This is a genomic window from Xanthomonas sp. WHRI 1810A (genome assembly GCF_040202885.1).
In the GTDB taxonomy this organism is placed as follows: Bacteria; Pseudomonadota; Gammaproteobacteria; order Pseudomonadales; family Pseudomonadaceae; genus Aquipseudomonas.
On record NZ_JBEGED010000001.1, the window covers coordinates 278,711 to 295,049 of the forward strand.

The 16,339-nt window shown below is 62.0% G+C and carries 12 protein-coding genes; 10 read left to right on the plus strand and 2 right to left on the minus strand.

Translation table 11 applies throughout. The features are described 5' to 3' along the window. The first annotated feature begins 148 nt into the window (after window positions 1–148). The 3 genes from map to dapC all read left to right on the plus strand — a co-directional run bounded on the left by map (window position 149) and on the right by dapC (window position 4,966). A complete protein-coding gene (map, locus tag ABQX22_RS01280) occupies window positions 149–931 on the plus strand; it encodes a type I methionyl aminopeptidase (protein ID WP_349795688.1) in 783 nt (260 codons plus the stop codon). Between the two features lie 57 nt (window positions 932–988). Further along, complete coding sequence (locus tag ABQX22_RS01285; RefSeq protein ID WP_349795690.1) at window positions 989–3,688, plus strand: [protein-PII] uridylyltransferase; 2,700 nt, start codon at window positions 989–991, stop codon at window positions 3,686–3,688. A gap of 81 nt (window positions 3,689–3,769) precedes the next feature. Continuing rightward, window positions 3,770–4,966: a succinyldiaminopimelate transaminase gene (dapC, locus tag ABQX22_RS01290; protein WP_349795692.1), complete on the plus strand. Its 1,197-nt coding sequence runs from the start codon at window positions 3,770–3,772 to the stop codon at window positions 4,964–4,966. Window positions 4,967–5,167: 201 nt separating this feature from the next. On the opposite strand, the gene ABQX22_RS01295 is transcribed toward dapC, so the two are convergent. Beyond that, window positions 5,168–6,814: a Na+/H+ antiporter gene (locus tag ABQX22_RS01295; protein ID WP_349795694.1), complete on the minus strand. Its 1,647-nt coding sequence runs from the start codon at window positions 6,812–6,814 to the stop codon at window positions 5,168–5,170. Between the two features lie 194 nt (window positions 6,815–7,008). On the opposite strand from ABQX22_RS01295, the gene ABQX22_RS01300 reads away from it, so the two are divergent. From ABQX22_RS01300 to ABQX22_RS01315, 4 genes are all read left to right on the plus strand, one after another. Continuing rightward, window positions 7,009–7,410, plus strand: coding sequence for an ArsC family reductase (locus ABQX22_RS01300; RefSeq protein WP_349795696.1), 402 nt, complete (start codon window positions 7,009–7,011; stop codon window positions 7,408–7,410). Window positions 7,411–7,444: 34 nt separating this feature from the next. Then, window positions 7,445–8,479, plus strand: coding sequence for a 2,3,4,5-tetrahydropyridine-2,6-dicarboxylate N-succinyltransferase (dapD, locus tag ABQX22_RS01305; RefSeq protein ID WP_349795698.1), 1,035 nt, complete (start codon window positions 7,445–7,447; stop codon window positions 8,477–8,479). Window positions 8,480–8,759: 280 nt separating this feature from the next. Next, entirely contained in the window at window positions 8,760–9,965 is a 1,206-nt protein-coding gene (locus ABQX22_RS01310; protein ID WP_349795700.1) for an aminotransferase class V-fold PLP-dependent enzyme, read from the plus strand. Then, window positions 9,962–10,366 (plus strand): SufE family protein, encoded by a 405-nt coding sequence (locus ABQX22_RS01315; RefSeq protein ID WP_349795702.1) that lies wholly within the window; start codon window positions 9,962–9,964, stop codon window positions 10,364–10,366. Before ABQX22_RS01310 ends, ABQX22_RS01315 begins: the two co-directional genes overlap by 4 nt. Here the strand turns inward: ABQX22_RS01315 and tcdA are convergent. Beyond that, a complete protein-coding gene (gene tcdA, locus ABQX22_RS01320) occupies window positions 10,351–11,181 on the minus strand; it encodes a tRNA cyclic N6-threonylcarbamoyladenosine(37) synthase TcdA (RefSeq protein ID WP_349795704.1) in 831 nt (276 codons plus the stop codon). The genes ABQX22_RS01315 and tcdA overlap by 16 nt on opposite strands. Window positions 11,182–11,519: 338 nt before the next feature. Here tcdA and ABQX22_RS01325 point away from each other — a divergent pair, with 338 nt between their 5' ends. From ABQX22_RS01325 to ABQX22_RS01335, 3 genes are all read left to right on the plus strand, one after another. Further along, window positions 11,520–14,108, plus strand: coding sequence for a glycosyltransferase (locus tag ABQX22_RS01325; protein ID WP_349795706.1), 2,589 nt, complete (start codon window positions 11,520–11,522; stop codon window positions 14,106–14,108). A gap of 193 nt (window positions 14,109–14,301) precedes the next feature. Then, on the plus strand, window positions 14,302–15,453 hold the full coding sequence (gene dapE, locus ABQX22_RS01330) for a succinyl-diaminopimelate desuccinylase (protein WP_349795708.1): 1,152 nt from the start codon (window positions 14,302–14,304) through the stop codon (window positions 15,451–15,453). Beyond that, entirely contained in the window at window positions 15,453–16,262 is an 810-nt protein-coding gene (locus ABQX22_RS01335; protein ID WP_349796426.1) for a putative RNA methyltransferase, read from the plus strand. The genes dapE and ABQX22_RS01335 overlap by 1 nt, the downstream gene beginning before the upstream one ends. The last annotated feature ends 77 nt before the right edge of the window (window positions 16,263–16,339 follow it).

Genomic DNA, 16,339 nt, shown 5'->3' on the forward strand with positions numbered 1-16,339 from the left:
TCGCGAAGTGTTTTCGCGTCTCGTGCAGGACCCCCGCCTGCTCTGGCACCTTCTATATAGGCTGCGATGATAACCGCACCTTCAACGGTCTGGTAGAATCGTGCTTTTCGTGTTCAGCAGCGGCCCCGCCGCGCTTAGAGAGCCTTGTATGACCGTTACCGTCAAAACCCCTGAAGACATCGAAATGATGCGCATCGCCGGACGTCTGGCCGCCGACGTCCTGGAGATGATCGCCCCCCACGTCAAGCCTGGCGTCACCACCGATGAACTGGATCGCCTTTGCCATGACTACATCGTCAACGAGCAGAAAGCCATTCCCGCACCCCTCAATTACAAAGGTTTCCCGAAGTCCATCTGCACCTCGATCAACCACGTCGTGTGCCATGGCATTCCCAATGAAAAGTCGTTGAAGGACGGCGACGTGCTCAACATCGACGTCACGGTCATCAAAGATGGCTACCACGGCGACACCAGCAAGATGTTTCATGTCGGTAAAGTGCCGGAGTGGGCTGAACGCCTCTCCCGCATCACTCAGGAATGCCTGTACAAGGGCATCGAAGTGGTAAAACCGGGCGCCCACCTGGGTGACATCGGCGAAGTGATCCAGAAGCACGCCGAGAAGAACGGCTTCTCGGTGGTGCGAGAGTACTGCGGCCATGGCATCGGCAAGGTGTTCCACGAAGAACCCCAGGTCCTGCACTACGGCAAGGCCGGCACCGGCATCGAACTCAAGGAAGGCATGACCTTCACCATCGAGCCCATGATCAACCAGGGCAAGGCTGAAACGCGTCTGCTGGGCGATGGCTGGACAGCCATCACCAAGGACCGCAAGCTGTCCGCGCAATGGGAACACACGGTGCTCGTCACCGCCGATGGCTACGAAATCTTCACCCTTCGCAGCGACGACACGATCGCCCGCACGTCGGCCTGATACCTGCGCCGACGTAGATGATGTACGGCCCGATATAGATAGAAGGAAAGCAGTTCGATGCCGCAGGTGGACCCAGATTTGTTCGATCGCGGCCAGTTTCAGGCCGAACTGGCGCTGAAAGCGAGCCCGATCGCCGCGTTCAAGAAAGCCATTCGTCAAGCGCATGACGTGCTGGACGCCCGCTTCAAGTCCGGGCGCGACATCCGTCGACTGATCGAAGACCGCGCCTGGTTCGTCGACAACATCCTGCAGCAGGCGTGGGACCACTTCGACTGGAGTGAGGACGCCGACATCGCGCTGCTGGCGGTCGGTGGCTACGGCCGTGGCGAACTGCACCCCTATTCCGACATCGATCTGCTGGTCCTGCTGGACAGCGCCGACCATGAGGTTTTCCGCGAGCCCATCGAGCGTTTTCTGACGCTGCTGTGGGACATCGGTCTGGAAGTCGGGCAAAGCGTGCGCTCGGTCGATGAATGCGCCGTCGAGGCCCGTGCCGACCTGACCGTGATCACCAACCTGATGGAAAGCCGCACCATTGCCGGCCCCGAGCGCCTGCGCCAGCGCATGCTGGAAGTCACCAGCCCACGCGAGATGTGGCCGAGCAAGGAGTTCTTTCTGGCCAAGCGCGCCGAGCAGAAGAACCGTCATCACAAATACAACGACACCGAATACAACCTGGAGCCCAACGTAAAGGGTTCTCCGGGAGGCCTGCGGGACATTCAAACCATCTTGTGGGTCGCCCGCCGCCAGTACGGCACGCTGAACCTGCACGCTCTGGCCGGTGAAGGCTTTCTGCTGGAGAGCGAAAACAACCTGCTGGCCTCCTCCCAGGACTTTCTCTGGAAAGTGCGCTACGCCCTGCACATGCTGGCCGGACGCTCCGAAGACCGTCTGCTGTTCGATCATCAAAGCGCGATCGCACGGCTGCTGGGTTATCAGGACAGTGACGCGAAGCTGGCGATCGAGCGCTTCATGCAGAAGTACTACCGGGTGGTCATGAGCATTGCGCAGCTGAGCGACCTGATCATCCAGCACTTCGAAGAAGTCATTCTCTCGGACGATCAGAACGCGCAGGCCGAATCGATCAACTCGCGGTTTCAGTTGCACGACGGCTACATCGAAGCCACGCACCCGAACGTCTTCAAGCGCACGCCGTTCGCGATGCTGGAGATTTTCGTGCTGATGGCTCAGCGCCCCGAAATCAAGGGCGTGCGGGCGGACACAATTCGCCTGCTGCGTGAGCACCGGCACCTGATCAACGACGACTTCCGCAACGATATCCGCAACACCAGCCTGTTCATCGAGCTGTTCAAATGTGAAATCGGCATCCACCGCAACCTGCGACGGATGAACCGTTACGGCATTCTCGGGCTGTACCTGCCGGAATTCGGGCACATCATCGGGCAAATGCAGCACGACCTGTACCACATCTATACCGTCGACGCGCACACGCTGAACCTGATAAAGCACCTGCGTAAGCTGCAGTACACACAGGTGTCAGAAAAATTCCCGCTGGCCAGCAAGATCATGGCCCGGCTGCCCAAGCCCGAGCTGATCTATCTGGCCGGGCTGTACCACGACATCGGCAAGGGCCGTGGCGGCGACCATTCGGAACTGGGCGCACACGATGCCCAGGCGTTCGGCGTTCGTCATCACCTGCCAACGTGGGACACAGACCTGATCGTCTGGCTGGTGCAACACCACCTGGCGATGTCCACCACCGCGCAACGCAAGGACCTGTCCGATCCGCAGGTGATCCACGATTTCGCCCAGTTCGTCGGCGACGAAGTGCACCTGGATTATCTGTACGTGCTGACGGTCGCCGACATCAACGCCACCAACCCGACGCTGTGGAATTCCTGGCGTGCCAGCCTGTTGCGCCAGCTCTATACCGAGACCAAGCGCGCCCTCAAGCGCGGTCTGGAAAACCCGGTGGACCGCGAAGAGCAGATCCGTCGCACGCAAATCGCCGCGCTGGATATTCTCGTGCGCAACGGCACCGACCCGGACGACGTCGAGCAGCTGTGGTCGCAACTGGGCGATGATTATTTCCTGCGCCATACCGCCGGCGACGTGGCCTGGCACAGCGACGCCATCCTGCAGCAGCCGGCAGATGGCGGGCCGCTGGTGCTGATCAAGGAAACCACGCAACGGGAATTCGAGGGCGGCACCCAGATCTTCATCTATGCCCCCGACCAGCACGATTTCTTCGCGGTGACCGTGGCAGCCATGGACCAGTTGAACCTGAACATCCATGACGCGAGGGTCATCACCTCCAGCAGCCGGTTTACCCTGGACACCTACATCGTGCTCGACAGTGAAGGGGGCTCGATCGGCGACAACCCTCAGCGCATCCAGGACATTCGCAATGGTTTGACCGAGGCGCTGCGCAACCCGGACGAATACCCGACGATCATCAAGCGCCGGGTGCCCCGTCAGCTCAAGCATTTCGCGTTCCCGCCCCAAGTGACGATCTCCAACGACGCCCAGCGCCCGGTCACCGTGCTGGAACTGAGCGCGCCGGACCGTCCGGGGCTACTCGCACGCATCGGCAAGATCTTCCTGGAGTTCGACGTATCCCTGCAGAACGCCAAGATCGCCACCTTGGGCGAACGCGTGGAAGACGTGTTTTTCATCACCGACGAGAACAATCAGCCGTTGTCCGACCCTCAGCTGTGTACTCGGCTGCAGGCGGCGATCGTCGAACAGCTCAGCGTCAATCCGGAGCCCGGCGGCGAGTGGCGCATCAGCATTTGATGGCCTGAACATTCGATTCATCGGCGCCTGCCTTCCCGGCCAACCGGACCCGGGCGCCCTGCTTATTGAGACCGACACCCGATGAATAACGCTCTGCAACAGCTTCAGCCCTACCCGTTCGAAAAGCTTCGCGCCCTGCTCGGCGGCGTCACGCCAACCCCGGCCAAGCGCCCCATCGCGCTGTCGATTGGCGAGCCCAAGCATCAATCGCCTGCTTTCGTAGCCAAGGCGATGACCGATAACCTCGATCAGATGGCGGTCTATCCCACCACCGCAGGGATTGCCCCACTGCGCGAAGCCATTACCGGCTGGTGCGAGCGGCGCTTTGGTGTGCCGGGCGGCTGGCTCGATGCGGCACGGCACGTCCTGCCGGTAAACGGCACCCGTGAAGCGCTGTTCGCGTTCACGCAAACGGTGGTCAATCGCAGCGACGACGGTCTGGTGATCAGCCCCAACCCGTTCTATCAAATCTACGAAGGCGCAGCATTGCTCGCCGGCGCTCAGCCGCACTACCTGCCCTGCCTGAAAAGCCATGGTTTCAATCCGGATTTTGACGCGGTGTCCGATGACATCTGGGACCGCTGCCAGATTCTGTTCCTGTGCTCTCCGGGCAACCCGACCGGCGCCCTGATCCCGCTGGACGTGCTGAAAAAGCTCATCGCACTGGCCGACAAGCATGATTTCGTGATCGCCGCGGACGAATGCTACAGCGAGCTGTATTTTGACGAAGCGACGCCGCCTGCCGGCTTGCTCAGCGCCTGCGTGGCTTTGGGGCGTCAGGATTTCAAACGCTGCGTGGTGTTCCACAGCCTGTCCAAGCGTTCGAACCTGCCGGGCCTGCGTTCAGGGTTCGTGGCGGGCGATGCCGAGATTCTCAAGGCGTTTCTGCTGTATCGCACCTACCACGGTTGCGCCATGCCGGTTCAGACCCAGCTGGCCAGTATCGCGGCCTGGAATGACGAGGAGCACGTGCGCGCCAACCGGACGCTGTACCGCGAGAAATTCGATGCGGTGCTGGAGATCCTGTCACCGGTAATGGACGTGCAACGCCCGGACGGCGGTTTCTACCTGTGGCCTGACGTGGGCACCGACGACGCCGTGTTCTGCCGCGATCTGTACATGACCGAACACGTGACCGTGGTGCCGGGTTCGTACCTGTCCCGCGACGTGGACGGCTTTAATCCGGGCGCAGGACGTGTACGACTGGCGCTGGTTGCGCCGCTGGCCGAGTGCATCGAAGCGGCTGAGCGGATCAGGGATTTCGTTCAGAAGCGTTGATCGCGCAGGTATTGAATGGAATCTGAAACTGGACGTTGGACTTGCAGGAGTCCGGGTTAACACACCGGTTGATCGTCCCACGTTGTAGGAGCTGACGACCCTACGGGAGGCTGCGATGCAGTACATCTGACACACCGCCATCGCAGCCTCCATCAGGGTCGTCAGCTCCTACAGGGGTCCCGCACACAGGGGCCCGCGCGCTTATCGAACAATGCCAAGATTCGCCTCGTTAAGGTCCAGCTCCGCCAGCACCTGCCGCAGCACGTCATCCCCGATCTGGTGATGACGATGCAGCCGGTACAACTCAAGCCGCTGGGCCCGCAGCGCAGTGATGCGCATCTTGCGCTCCAGCACATCCATCTGGAACGCCAGTGCCTGGGCCTCGGCGGTGTCGTTGAACATTTCCAGCCGCTGCCGATATTCCGACATGATCCGCGCCTTGACCTCCGTGGCGAGCACCGCCTGAGCCGCATCCGGCGACACGGTGGCGTCGGTCATTTCCTCGCTTTCCAGCGCATGAATCGCCGCCTCGGCGGTGTGCTTCCAGGCGTCACGCACTTCCTGCTTCATCTTGAGGTCGGGCTTGTTCTCGACCCCGCGCAACAATATCGGCAGCGCCACACTGGCCGCCACCAGCGACAGCAGAATCACCCCCGCCGCGATGAAGATCAGCAAGTCACGCTCGGGGAAATTCACACCGGCGGATATCAACATCGGTACCGACAGCGTACCGGCCAGGGTGACCGCCCCGCGCACGCCGCCCACGGTCAATAACAACGAAGACCGGGTGGTCAGTTTCAGCGAGTCATCCCCACGACCGCGCCATTGCCTGAGTGCAATGATCAGCCGCCAGGTGCTTTGCACCCAGATGAAACGCAGCGCGATCAGAACCAGGAAAATCACCAGCACGTCCAGGCAGCGCCACATCAGCGTCGGCCACAGCGTGACCTGATCATGGGTGACTGCGCTGATGATGTCCGGCAGTTGCAGGCCCAGCAGCAGAAAAATCAGCCCGTTGAAAGCAAACTCCAGCAGTGTCCAGACGCTGCGATTGAGCAGCCGGGTGGTGGTTTGACGAGGCAGCAGGTCGACCCAGCTTTGCATCATCCCCGCCGCCACGGCCGACAAAATACCCGACGCGCCCAGTCGTTCGGCGAGCACGTAGGCGGCAAACGGCACCAGCAGCATGAACACGACATGGGTCGCCGGATCATCCCATCCGCGCGCGATCATCCAGCTGCGAAGACGGCCCACCAGCCAGCTCAGGGCCACCCCCACTGCCAAGCCGCCCACCGCCACCAGCACGAACGTCAGGCTGGCATCGGCCAGAGAAAACACCCCGGTGATCGCCGCCGCCAAGGCGAATTTGAACGTCACCAGGCCTGACGCATCATTCATCAGCGCCTCGCCTTGCAGCAGACGCATGATCGGCGCAGGCAAGCGGTCCTGGGAAATGGCTGAAACCGCGACGGCGTCCGTAGGCGACAGCACCGCCGCCAGTGCGAAGGCGACCGGAAGTGGGATGGTCGGCAAAATCCAGTGAATGAAATAGCCGGCACCGACCACCGTGAAGATCACCAAACCGACCGCCAGCGTCAGAATCGGCCCGCGATAGCGCCAGAGATCACGTTTTGGCATGCGCCAACCGTCTGAAAATAACAGCGGAGGCAGGAACAAAAAGAGGAAGAGTTCAGGGTCCATGGCCACGTGCAGGCCCAGGGTCGGCCAGGCGAGCAACGCGCCAGCGGCGATCTGCACCAGCGGCAACGGCAAGGGAATCACCCGTGCGACCAACCGTGAGAGGCCTACCAGCGTCAGCAGGATAAGGACGGTATAGGCTGTTTGCATCGGTAAACGTTCCTGATCGGGCGAGTTCTGGACAAGGCCCAGAGACTGACTGCAGTGCAGCTTCGAAGTGCCATCTTAACGGGTTAGGCTGTCGCTTCACGGTTGACCCGGCGTTTAAACGGTGGCTGTACAAGTATTGGCGGCAGAAACCCGCCACCGGGCCACGCCCAATTGGTTTGTCCGTGGCATAATCCGTGACCGTTTTTTCAATCCCTCTCACCGGCGGCACGTTCATGGCTGATGACAACAACACGCTGCACCTGTTTGGGATCAAAGCGTGCGACACGATGAAGAAGGCTCGCACCTGGCTCGACGAACATTCGGTGAGTTACGATTTCCACGACTACAAAGCGGCAGGCATTGATCGCGAGCACTTGACCCAGTGGTGCAACGAACACGGCTGGCAGGTGGTACTGAACCGCGCGGGCACGACCTTCCGCAAACTCGACGACACTCAGAAAGCCGATCTCGACCAAGAGAAGGCCATCGAGCTGATGCTTGCCCAGCCATCGATGATCAAGCGCCCGGTGCTCGATCTCGGTGGCAAAACCCTGATTGGCTTCAAACCCGAACTGTACGCAGCGGCTATCGCCTGATTGAGATAGCCTTTAATCGTTAAGAGGTATTTACATGTCCACTTCCCTGTTCAGCCTGGCCTTCGGCGTCGGCACACAAAACCGTCAAGGCACATGGCTGGAAGTGTTTTACGCGCTGCCGCTGATCAATCCGTCTGCCGAAATGATCGCAGCCGTTGCCCCGGTCCTGGGCTACACCGGTGGCAACCAGGCCATCACCTTCACCACTGACCTGGCGTCCAAATTGGCCGATGCGCTGAAATCGGTCGACGCCGCCCAGGCCGCACTGCTGACCCGTCTGGCTGAAAGCCACAAGCCGCTGGTGGCCACGCTGCTGGCCGAAGACGCCACGCTGACCTCCACGCCCGAGGCGTACCTCAAGCTGCATCTGCTGTCCCACCGCCTGGCCAAGCCGCACGGCCTGAACCTGGCGGGCATCTTCCCGCTGCTGCCGAACGTGGCATGGACCAGCCAGGGCGCCATTGACCTGGTGGAGCTGCCACAACGTCAGCTGGAAGCGCGCTTGAAAGGCGAGCTGCTGGAAGTGTTCTCCGTCGATAAATTCCCGAAAATGACCGACTACGTCGTGCCGAGCGGTGTGCGTATCGCCGACAGCGCGCGTGTGCGCCTGGGCGCCTACATCGGCGAAGGCACCACCGTGATGCACGAAGGTTTCGTCAACTTCAACGGCGGCACCGAAGGCCCGGGCATGATCGAAGGCCGCGTATCGGCGGGCGTGTTCGTCGGCAAAGGGTCGGACCTGGGCGGCGGATGCTCCACCATGGGCACCCTGTCCGGCGGCGGCAATATCGTGATCAAGGTCGGCGAAGGCTGCCTGATCGGCGCGAACGCCGGTATCGGCATTCCACTGGGTGACCGCAACACGGTTGAATCTGGCCTCTACGTCACCGCAGGCACCAAGGTCGCGCTGCTGGACGAGAACAACGAACTGGTCAAAGTGCTCAAGGCGCGTGACCTGGCCGGTCAGCCTGATCTGCTGTTCCGTCGCAACTCGCAAACCGGCGCCGTGGAATGCAAAACCCACAAGTCGGCCATCGAGCTGAACGAAGCGCTGCACGCTCATAACTGACCCATACCTTTATTCGCCGCCAAAACGCGGCGACTGAAGGCGACATGACGCTCGCTTTTGATTCTGGCCGAAGGCCGTGGGAGCGAGGCTTGTCCCGCGATCTGGCGCGCAGCGGCAGCAAAACCGGTGAATGCGGTGTGCCAGATCCGGCCGATGTCCCGACTAGTGCGGCCAGTGCCTGGCCGATCGCTGGCAAGCCAAGCTCCCACGCCCTCCGGGCAGAAGCAGGGAGTCGCACCTTTTCCGCTTCAGCCGATAAGCGCAAACCGAGTTCCCGACCATGCTGCTTCCCTCTCCCTGGCGCGCTGACTTTCCGGCCATCGCCGCCCTGCACGCGCAAGGCCAGACCTATCTGGACAGCGCCGCCACCGCACAAAAGCCCCAACGCCTGATTGACGCCCTGAGCCATTACTACGCCAATGGCGCCGCCAACGTACACCGTGCGCAGCACTTGCCGGGCGCGCAGGCAACGCAGGCGTTTGAGGACGCCCGCAGTACTGTCGGCCGGTGGCTCAATGTCGGCTCATCCGGGCACATCGTCTTCACCCACGGCGCGACGTCGGCGCTCAATTTGTTGGCGTATGGGCTGGAGCACGTGTTTGAAGCTGGCGATGAGATCGTCATCAGCGCACTGGAGCATCACGCCAATCTGTTGCCGTGGCAGCAACTGGCGCTGCGCCGCGATTTGAAACTGGTGGTGTTGCCCCTGTCTGACACCGGGCTGATCGACCTGAACGCCGCAGCCACACTGATCGGACCGCGCACCCGCCTGTTGGCGGTGAGCCAATTATCCAACGTGCTAGGCGCCTGGCAGCCGCTGGCCGAATTGCTGGCGCTGGCCAAGGCCCACGACGCGATCACCGTGGTCGATGGCGCGCAAGGCGCGGTGCACGGTCGGGAGGACGTGCAGGCGCTGGGCTGCGATTTTTATGTATTTTCCAGCCACAAACTGTACGGGCCTGATGGCGTCGGCGTGCTGTTTGGCCGCGAGGAGGCGCTGGCGACGTTGCGGCACTGGCAATTCGGCGGCGAGATGCTGTTGCAGACCAGTTATCACGAGGCCACCTTCCGCCCCGCGCCGCTGGGATTTGAAGCCGGCACCCCGCCGATTGCCGGGGTGATCGGGCTGGGTGCGACGCTTGATTACCTTAACGGTCTGGACGCTCACGCCATCACCGTGCATGAAGCCGGGCTTCACACCTTGCTGCGCGAGGGCCTGCTGGCCCGCGACGGAGTACAACTGCTCGGGAATCCAAAGCTGGCGCTCGCCAGCTTCGTGGTCGCGGGCGTGCACAACGCTGATCTGGCGCACCTGCTCACCGAACAGGGCATTGCGGTGCGGGCCGGTCATCACTGCGCCATCCCGCTGATGAAAAGCCTGGGGCAGGCCGGCGCCATTCGTGTGTCGCTGGGGATGTACAACGATTCCGACGACCTCGCGCGATTTTTCGCTGCGCTGGATCAGGCCCTGGAGCTGCTGCGATGACCTTGCCCACCGACGCACAGGCCGCCCTGGATATATTCAGCGCAGCCTTGAGCTGGGAGCAACGCGCCAGGCTGTTGATGCAATGGGGCGAGCGTTTACCGCCGCTGGCCGAAGACGAGAAAACCGACACGCATCTGGTGGACGGCTGCGAGAGCAAAGTCTGGTTGCTGGGCGATTTCAGCGACGGCCGCTGGCAGTTTCGGGCGGCGAGCGATGCGCGGCTCATCCGTGGGCTGGTGGCGCTGCTGCTGTCGCGGGTCAACGGTTTGTCAGCGGATGAACTGCAAACGGTTGACCTGCACGCCTGGTTCGATCAACTGGGCCTCAGTCGCCAGCTCTCGCCATCGCGCAGCAACGGGCTCAACGCCGTGCTGCAGCGGATGCGTCAGCTGGCGGGCTGAGGCGTTGCGGCGGGCTTGATCCGGTCGGACGGCCGCCGCACGCCGGCGACGATTTTGTCCACGGCTTTGGTGGCCGCCACCATGCCGAACGTAGCGGTCACCATCATCACCGCGCCAAAACCGCCGGCGCAATCGAGCTTCACCCCGTCGCCCACGAAGCTTTTCTGCAGGCAAATGCTGCCATCCGGTTTGGGGTAGCGCAGCTGTTCGGTGGAAAACACACACGGCACGCTGTAATGGCGGGTGACGGTGCGCGAGAAGCCGTAATCCCGGCGCAAGGTCGAACGCACTTTTGAAGCCAGCGGGTCGTTGAAGGTACGGTTGAGGTCACACACCTGGATCAGCGTCGGGTCGATCTGCCCGCCCGCGCCGCCGGTGGTGATGATTTGAATCTTGCGGCGCTTGCACCAGGCGATCAGCGCGGCCTTGGCGTTGACGCTGTCGATGCAATCGACCACGCAGTCGATGTCGGGCGTGATGTACTCGGCCATGGTCTCGCGGGTGACGAAGTCAGCCACCGCGTGGACGACGCAGTCGGGGTTAATCTCCCGCAGCCGGTCCGCCATGACCTCGACCTTCGCCCGGCCAACGGTGCTGGTCAGGGCGTGCAACTGGCGGTTGCTGTTGCTCACGCACACGTCGTCCAGGTCGAACAGCGAGATTTCGCCGACGCCGCAGCGGGCCATGGCTTCCGCGGCCCACGAGCCCACGCCGCCGATGCCCACCACCGCCACATGCGCGGCACGCAGCCGCTCTAGGCCCTCGATGCCATACAAACGGGCGACGCCAGCAAATCGCGGATCTTCTGTGCTCATGACCAATACCCCAAAAACCGGCGCGCATTATAGGGCGTGCTGCCGTTAAGGACATCCGTTGATGCGGGGGGCTGGTCGGAAAGTCTCGTCACACCCCAGGCTGTAGGAGCGCGCTTGCCCGCGAACGCGGTGTGTCAGATCCATCTAGGGTTACCGAAAAAATGCAATCGCGGGCAAGCGCGCTCCTACAGGGATGACCGTCGTATCTGCTTTAATGCCCATTGCAAAAAGTACATCAACAGCTCAATCGAACTTCACGCCGCACTGGCTGACAAAAATCAAGCCCACCGAAGTGCTTCGGTTATCGCTTGTTCCACCTTTCGGAACCCGAAACATCTATGTCATCGCGTAAATTTGGACTCAACCTGGTCGTGGTCGTGGCAATCGCTGCGCTGTTCACCGGTTTCTGGGCGCTGATCAATCGCCCGATCACGGCGCCGAACTGGCCGGAACAAATCTCGGGCTTCTCCTATTCGCCCTTTCGTCTGGGTCAAAACCCACAGAAAGGCGTGTATCCGTCCGACGATGAAATGCGCCAGGACCTGGAGCTGATCAGTAAACAAACCGACAGCATCCGGATTTATTCCGTGGACGGCCCGTTGGGTAACATCCCCAAGCTGGCCGAAGAGTTCGGCCTGCGCGTCACCCTCGGCATCTGGATCAGTCCGGACCAGGAACGCAACGAGCGTGAGATCACCCGCGCCATCGAACTGGCCAACACCACCCGCAGTGTGGTTCGGGTCACGGTGGGCAACGAAGCGCTGTTCCGCAAGGAAATCACGGTCAAAGAGCTGATCGCCGTGATCGATCGGGTGCGCGCGGCGGTGAAAGTCCCGGTGACCACTTCGGAGCAGTGGCACATCTGGAAAGACAACCCGGAGCTGGGTAAACACGTCGATCTAATTGCCGCGCACATTCTCCCCTACTGGGAATTCGTCCCCATGGCCGATGCCGGGCAATTCGTCTTCGACCGGGCGCGAGAGCTGAAGCGCATGTTTCCGAAAAAGCCGTTATTGCTGTCGGAAGTCGGCTGGCCGAGCAACGGACACATGCGTGGTGGTGCGGACGCGACGCCGGCCGATCAGGCGGTTTACCTGCGCACGCTGGTCAATAAACTCAACCGTCAGGGTTTCAACTACTTCGTGATCGAAGCGTTCGACCAGCCGTGGAAGGCCAGCGACGAAGGCTCGGTGGGGGCGTACTGGGGGGTGTATAACGCCAACCGCCAGCAGAAATTCAACTTTGAAGGGCCGGTGGTGGCGATCCCGCAATGGCGCGTGCTGGCCACCGGCTCAGCGGTGCTGGCGATGCTGTCCCTGGCCCTGTTGCTGATCGACGGCTCGGCATTGCGTCAACGCGGCCGCACGTTCCTGACCTTCATCGCCTTCCTGTGCGGGTCGGTGCTGGTGTGGATCGGTTACGACTACAGCCAGCAATACAGCACATGGTTCAGCCTGCTGGTGGGCTTTTTACTGGCGTTGGGCGCGCTCGGCGTGTTCATCGTGTTGCTCACCGAAGCCCATGAACTGGCGGAAGCGGTCTGGACCCACAAGCGCCGTCGGGAATTCCTGCCGGTCGAAACGGACAGCGCCTACAGACCGAAAGTCTCTGTCCACGTGCCCTGCTACAACGAACCTCCGGAGATGGTCAAACAGACCCTCAATGCCCTCGCCGCGCTGGACTACCCGGACTTCGAAGTGTTGCTGATCGACAACAACACCAGGGACCCGGCGGTCTGGGAGCCGGTGAAGGCGCACTGCGAAATGCTCGGCCCGCGCTTCAAGTTTTTCCATGTCGCGCCCCTGGCCGGCTTCAAGGGCGGCGCACTCAATTACCTGATCCCGCACACCGCCCCCGATGCCGAAGTCATCGCCGTGATCGATTCGGATTACTGCGTCGACCGCAACTGGCTCAAACACATGGTTCCGCACTTCGCCGACCCGAAAATCGCGGTGGTGCAGTCGCCCCAGGACTACCGCGACCAGAACGAAAGCACCTTCAAAAAGCTGTGCTACTCCGAATACAAAGGCTTTTTCTACATCGGCATGGTCACCCGCAACGACCGCGACGCGATCATTCAGCACGGCACCATGACCATGACCCGTCGCTCGGTGCTCGAAGAACTCGGCTGGGCCGACTGGTGCATCTGCGAGGACGCGGAACTGGGCCTGCGGGTCTTCGAAAAAGGCCTTTCGGCTGCTTATTCCCACAACAGCTTCGGCAAAGGGCTGATGCCGGACACCTTCATTGACTTCAAGAAGCAGCGATTCCGCTGGGCGTATGGCGCGATCCAGATCATCAAGCGCCACACCGCGAGCCTCTTGCGCGGCAAGGACACCGAACTGACCCGTGGCCAGCGCTATCACTTCCTGGCCGGCTGGCTGCCGTGGGTGGCGGACGGCATGAACATCTTCTTCACCGTCGGCGCGCTGATGTGGTCGTCGGCGATGATCATCGTGCCCAAGCGGGTCGATCCGCCGTTGCTGATCTTCGCGATTCCGCCGTTGGCGTTGTTCTTCTTCAAGGTCGGCAAGATCATCTTCCTGTATCGCCGCGCCGTGGGGGTGAACCTCAAGGACGCCTTCGCCGCCGCACTGGCGGGTCTGGCGCTGTCGCACACCATCGCCAAAGCGGTGCTGTACGGGTTCTTCACCACCAGCATCCCGTTCTTCCGCACCCCGAAAAACGCGACCAGCCACGGTTTCCTGGTCGCCATTTCCGAGGCCCGCGAAGAGGTGTTCATCATGCTGCTGTTGTGGGGCGCGGCGGCCGGCATCTGCCTGGTGCAAGGCCTGCCCAGCAATGACATGCGCTTCTGGGTCGCCATGCTGCTGGTGCAATCGCTGCCTTACCTGGCGGCCTTGATCATGGCGTTTCTGTCATCGCTGCCCAAACCCAAGGCCGTGGTTGAGCCGGTAGCGGTCTGAGGCGGGTCACTGCATAGCCAAACGGCGGCCTTCGGGCTGCCGTTTTGCTTTAAGATGTCCCCCTTTTTTGCACGGTTGGAGCGAGGCTTGCCCGCGAAGGCGTTGTGTCAGCCGCCTCATCTACACCTGACCCGCTGCCTTCGCGGGCAAGCCTCGCTCCAACGGGTTTTAATTTCATTTCATCGGACCTTTCATGACAGCCCCAGCCGACCTTTCGCCCACGCTCCAACTCGCCTGCGACCTGATCCGTCGCCCATCGGTCACGCCCCTGGACGCCGACTGTCAGACCGTGATGATGAAACGCCTGGGCGCTGCCGGCTTTGCGCTGGAGCCGATGCGCATCGAGGATGTGGATAACTTCTGGGCAACCCATGGCACGCAGGACGGTCCGGTGCTGTGTTTCGCCGGCCACACCGACGTGGTGCCCACCGGCCCGGTGCAGGCGTGGCAGAACGACCCCTTCAGCGCGTCGATCGATGAAAACGGCATGCTGTGTGGCCGTGGCGCGGCGGACATGAAAGGCAGCCTGGCGTCGATGATCATCGCCAGCGAACGCTTTGTCGCCGAATACCCCGATCACAAGGGCAAAATTGCCTACCTGATCACCAGTGACGAAGAAGGCCCGGCGCACCACGGCACCAAAGCGGTGGTGGAACGGCTGGCGGCGCGCAAGGAGCGTCTGGACTGGTGCATCGTCGGCGAACCATCGAGCACGACACTGGTGGGCGATGTGGTGAAGAATGGCCGTCGCGGTTCATTGGGCGCCACCCTCACCGTTCGCGGCATTCAGGGCCACGTGGCCTATCCGCATCTGGCGAAGAACCCGATTCATTTGGCCGCCCCTGCGCTGGCCGAACTGGCCGCCGAGCATTGGGACGAAGGCAACGCGTTCTTTCCGCCCACCAGCTTCCAGATCTCCAACCTCAATTCCGGCACCGGCGCGACCAACGTCATCCCCGGTGATCTGGTGGCGGTGTTCAATTTCCGCTTCTCCACCGAATCCACCGTCGAAGGCCTGCAGAAACGCGTGGCCGACATTTTCGACAAGCATCAGCTGGACTGGCACGTGGAATGGGCCTTGTCCGGCCTGCCCTTCCTCACCGAACCCGGCGCGTTGCTGGATGCGGTGGCGGCGAGCATCAAGCAGGTCACCGGTCGCGAGACCAAGGCGTCCACCAGCGGCGGCACGTCGGACGGGCGCTTTATCGCCACCCTCGGCACTCAGGTGGTGGAACTGGGCCCAGTCAACGCGACGATCCATCAGGTCAACGAACGCATCCTGGCCAGCGACCTCGACGTGCTGACCGAGATCTACTACCAGACCCTGGTCAAGTTGCTCGCGTGATGCTGACCTGCCCGATTTGCTCAGCCGCCCTGGATGCAGCGGATAACGGCGTGGTGTGCCCGGTCGGCCACCGTTTCGACCGCGCGCGTCAGGGGTATCTCAATCTGCTCCCGGTGCAGCACAAGAACAGCCGCGACCCTGGCGACAATCAAGCCATGGTCGAAGCCCGCCGGGACTTTCTCAACGCCGGGCATTACGCCCCGGTGGCCAAACGCCTGGCAGAGCTGGCCGCCGAATACAAACCCCAGCGCTGGCTCGACATCGGCTGCGGCGAGGGCTACTACACCGCGCAGATCGCCGAGGCGCTGCCGGACGCCGAAGGTTATGCGCTGGACATCTCCCGTGAAGCCATCAAGCGTGCCTGCCGCCGCAACCCGTCACTGACGTGGTTGATTGCCAGCATGGCCCGGGTGCCGTTGCCGGACGACAGCTGCCAGTTCATCGCCAGCGTGTTCAGCCCTCTCGACTGGCAAGAAGCCAAGCGGCTGTTGAGCCCCGGCGGTGGACTGATGCGCGTAGGACCGACCAACGAACACCTGATGCAATTGCGCGAACGGCTGTACGACGAAGTGCGGGATTACGCCGACGACAAACACCTGGCCCTGGTGCCGGACGGCATGACGCTGGCCCACAGCGAAACCCTGCGTTACACCCTGAGCCTGGCGGACGGCCCGGCCCGCGCCAACCTGCTGGCCATGACGCCCCACGGCTGGCGCGCCAGTGCCGAGCGCCGGGCGGCGGTCATCGAGCAGGCCGAGCCTTTCGAGGTCACGGTGTCGATGCGCTACGATTATTTTGTCCTGGGGTGAGCCGCCAGCGGCTGACCTGACCGGCTGAACACCTGACTCAAGACTGAATCCGCGAATGGATTTTCAAGAACACTGAC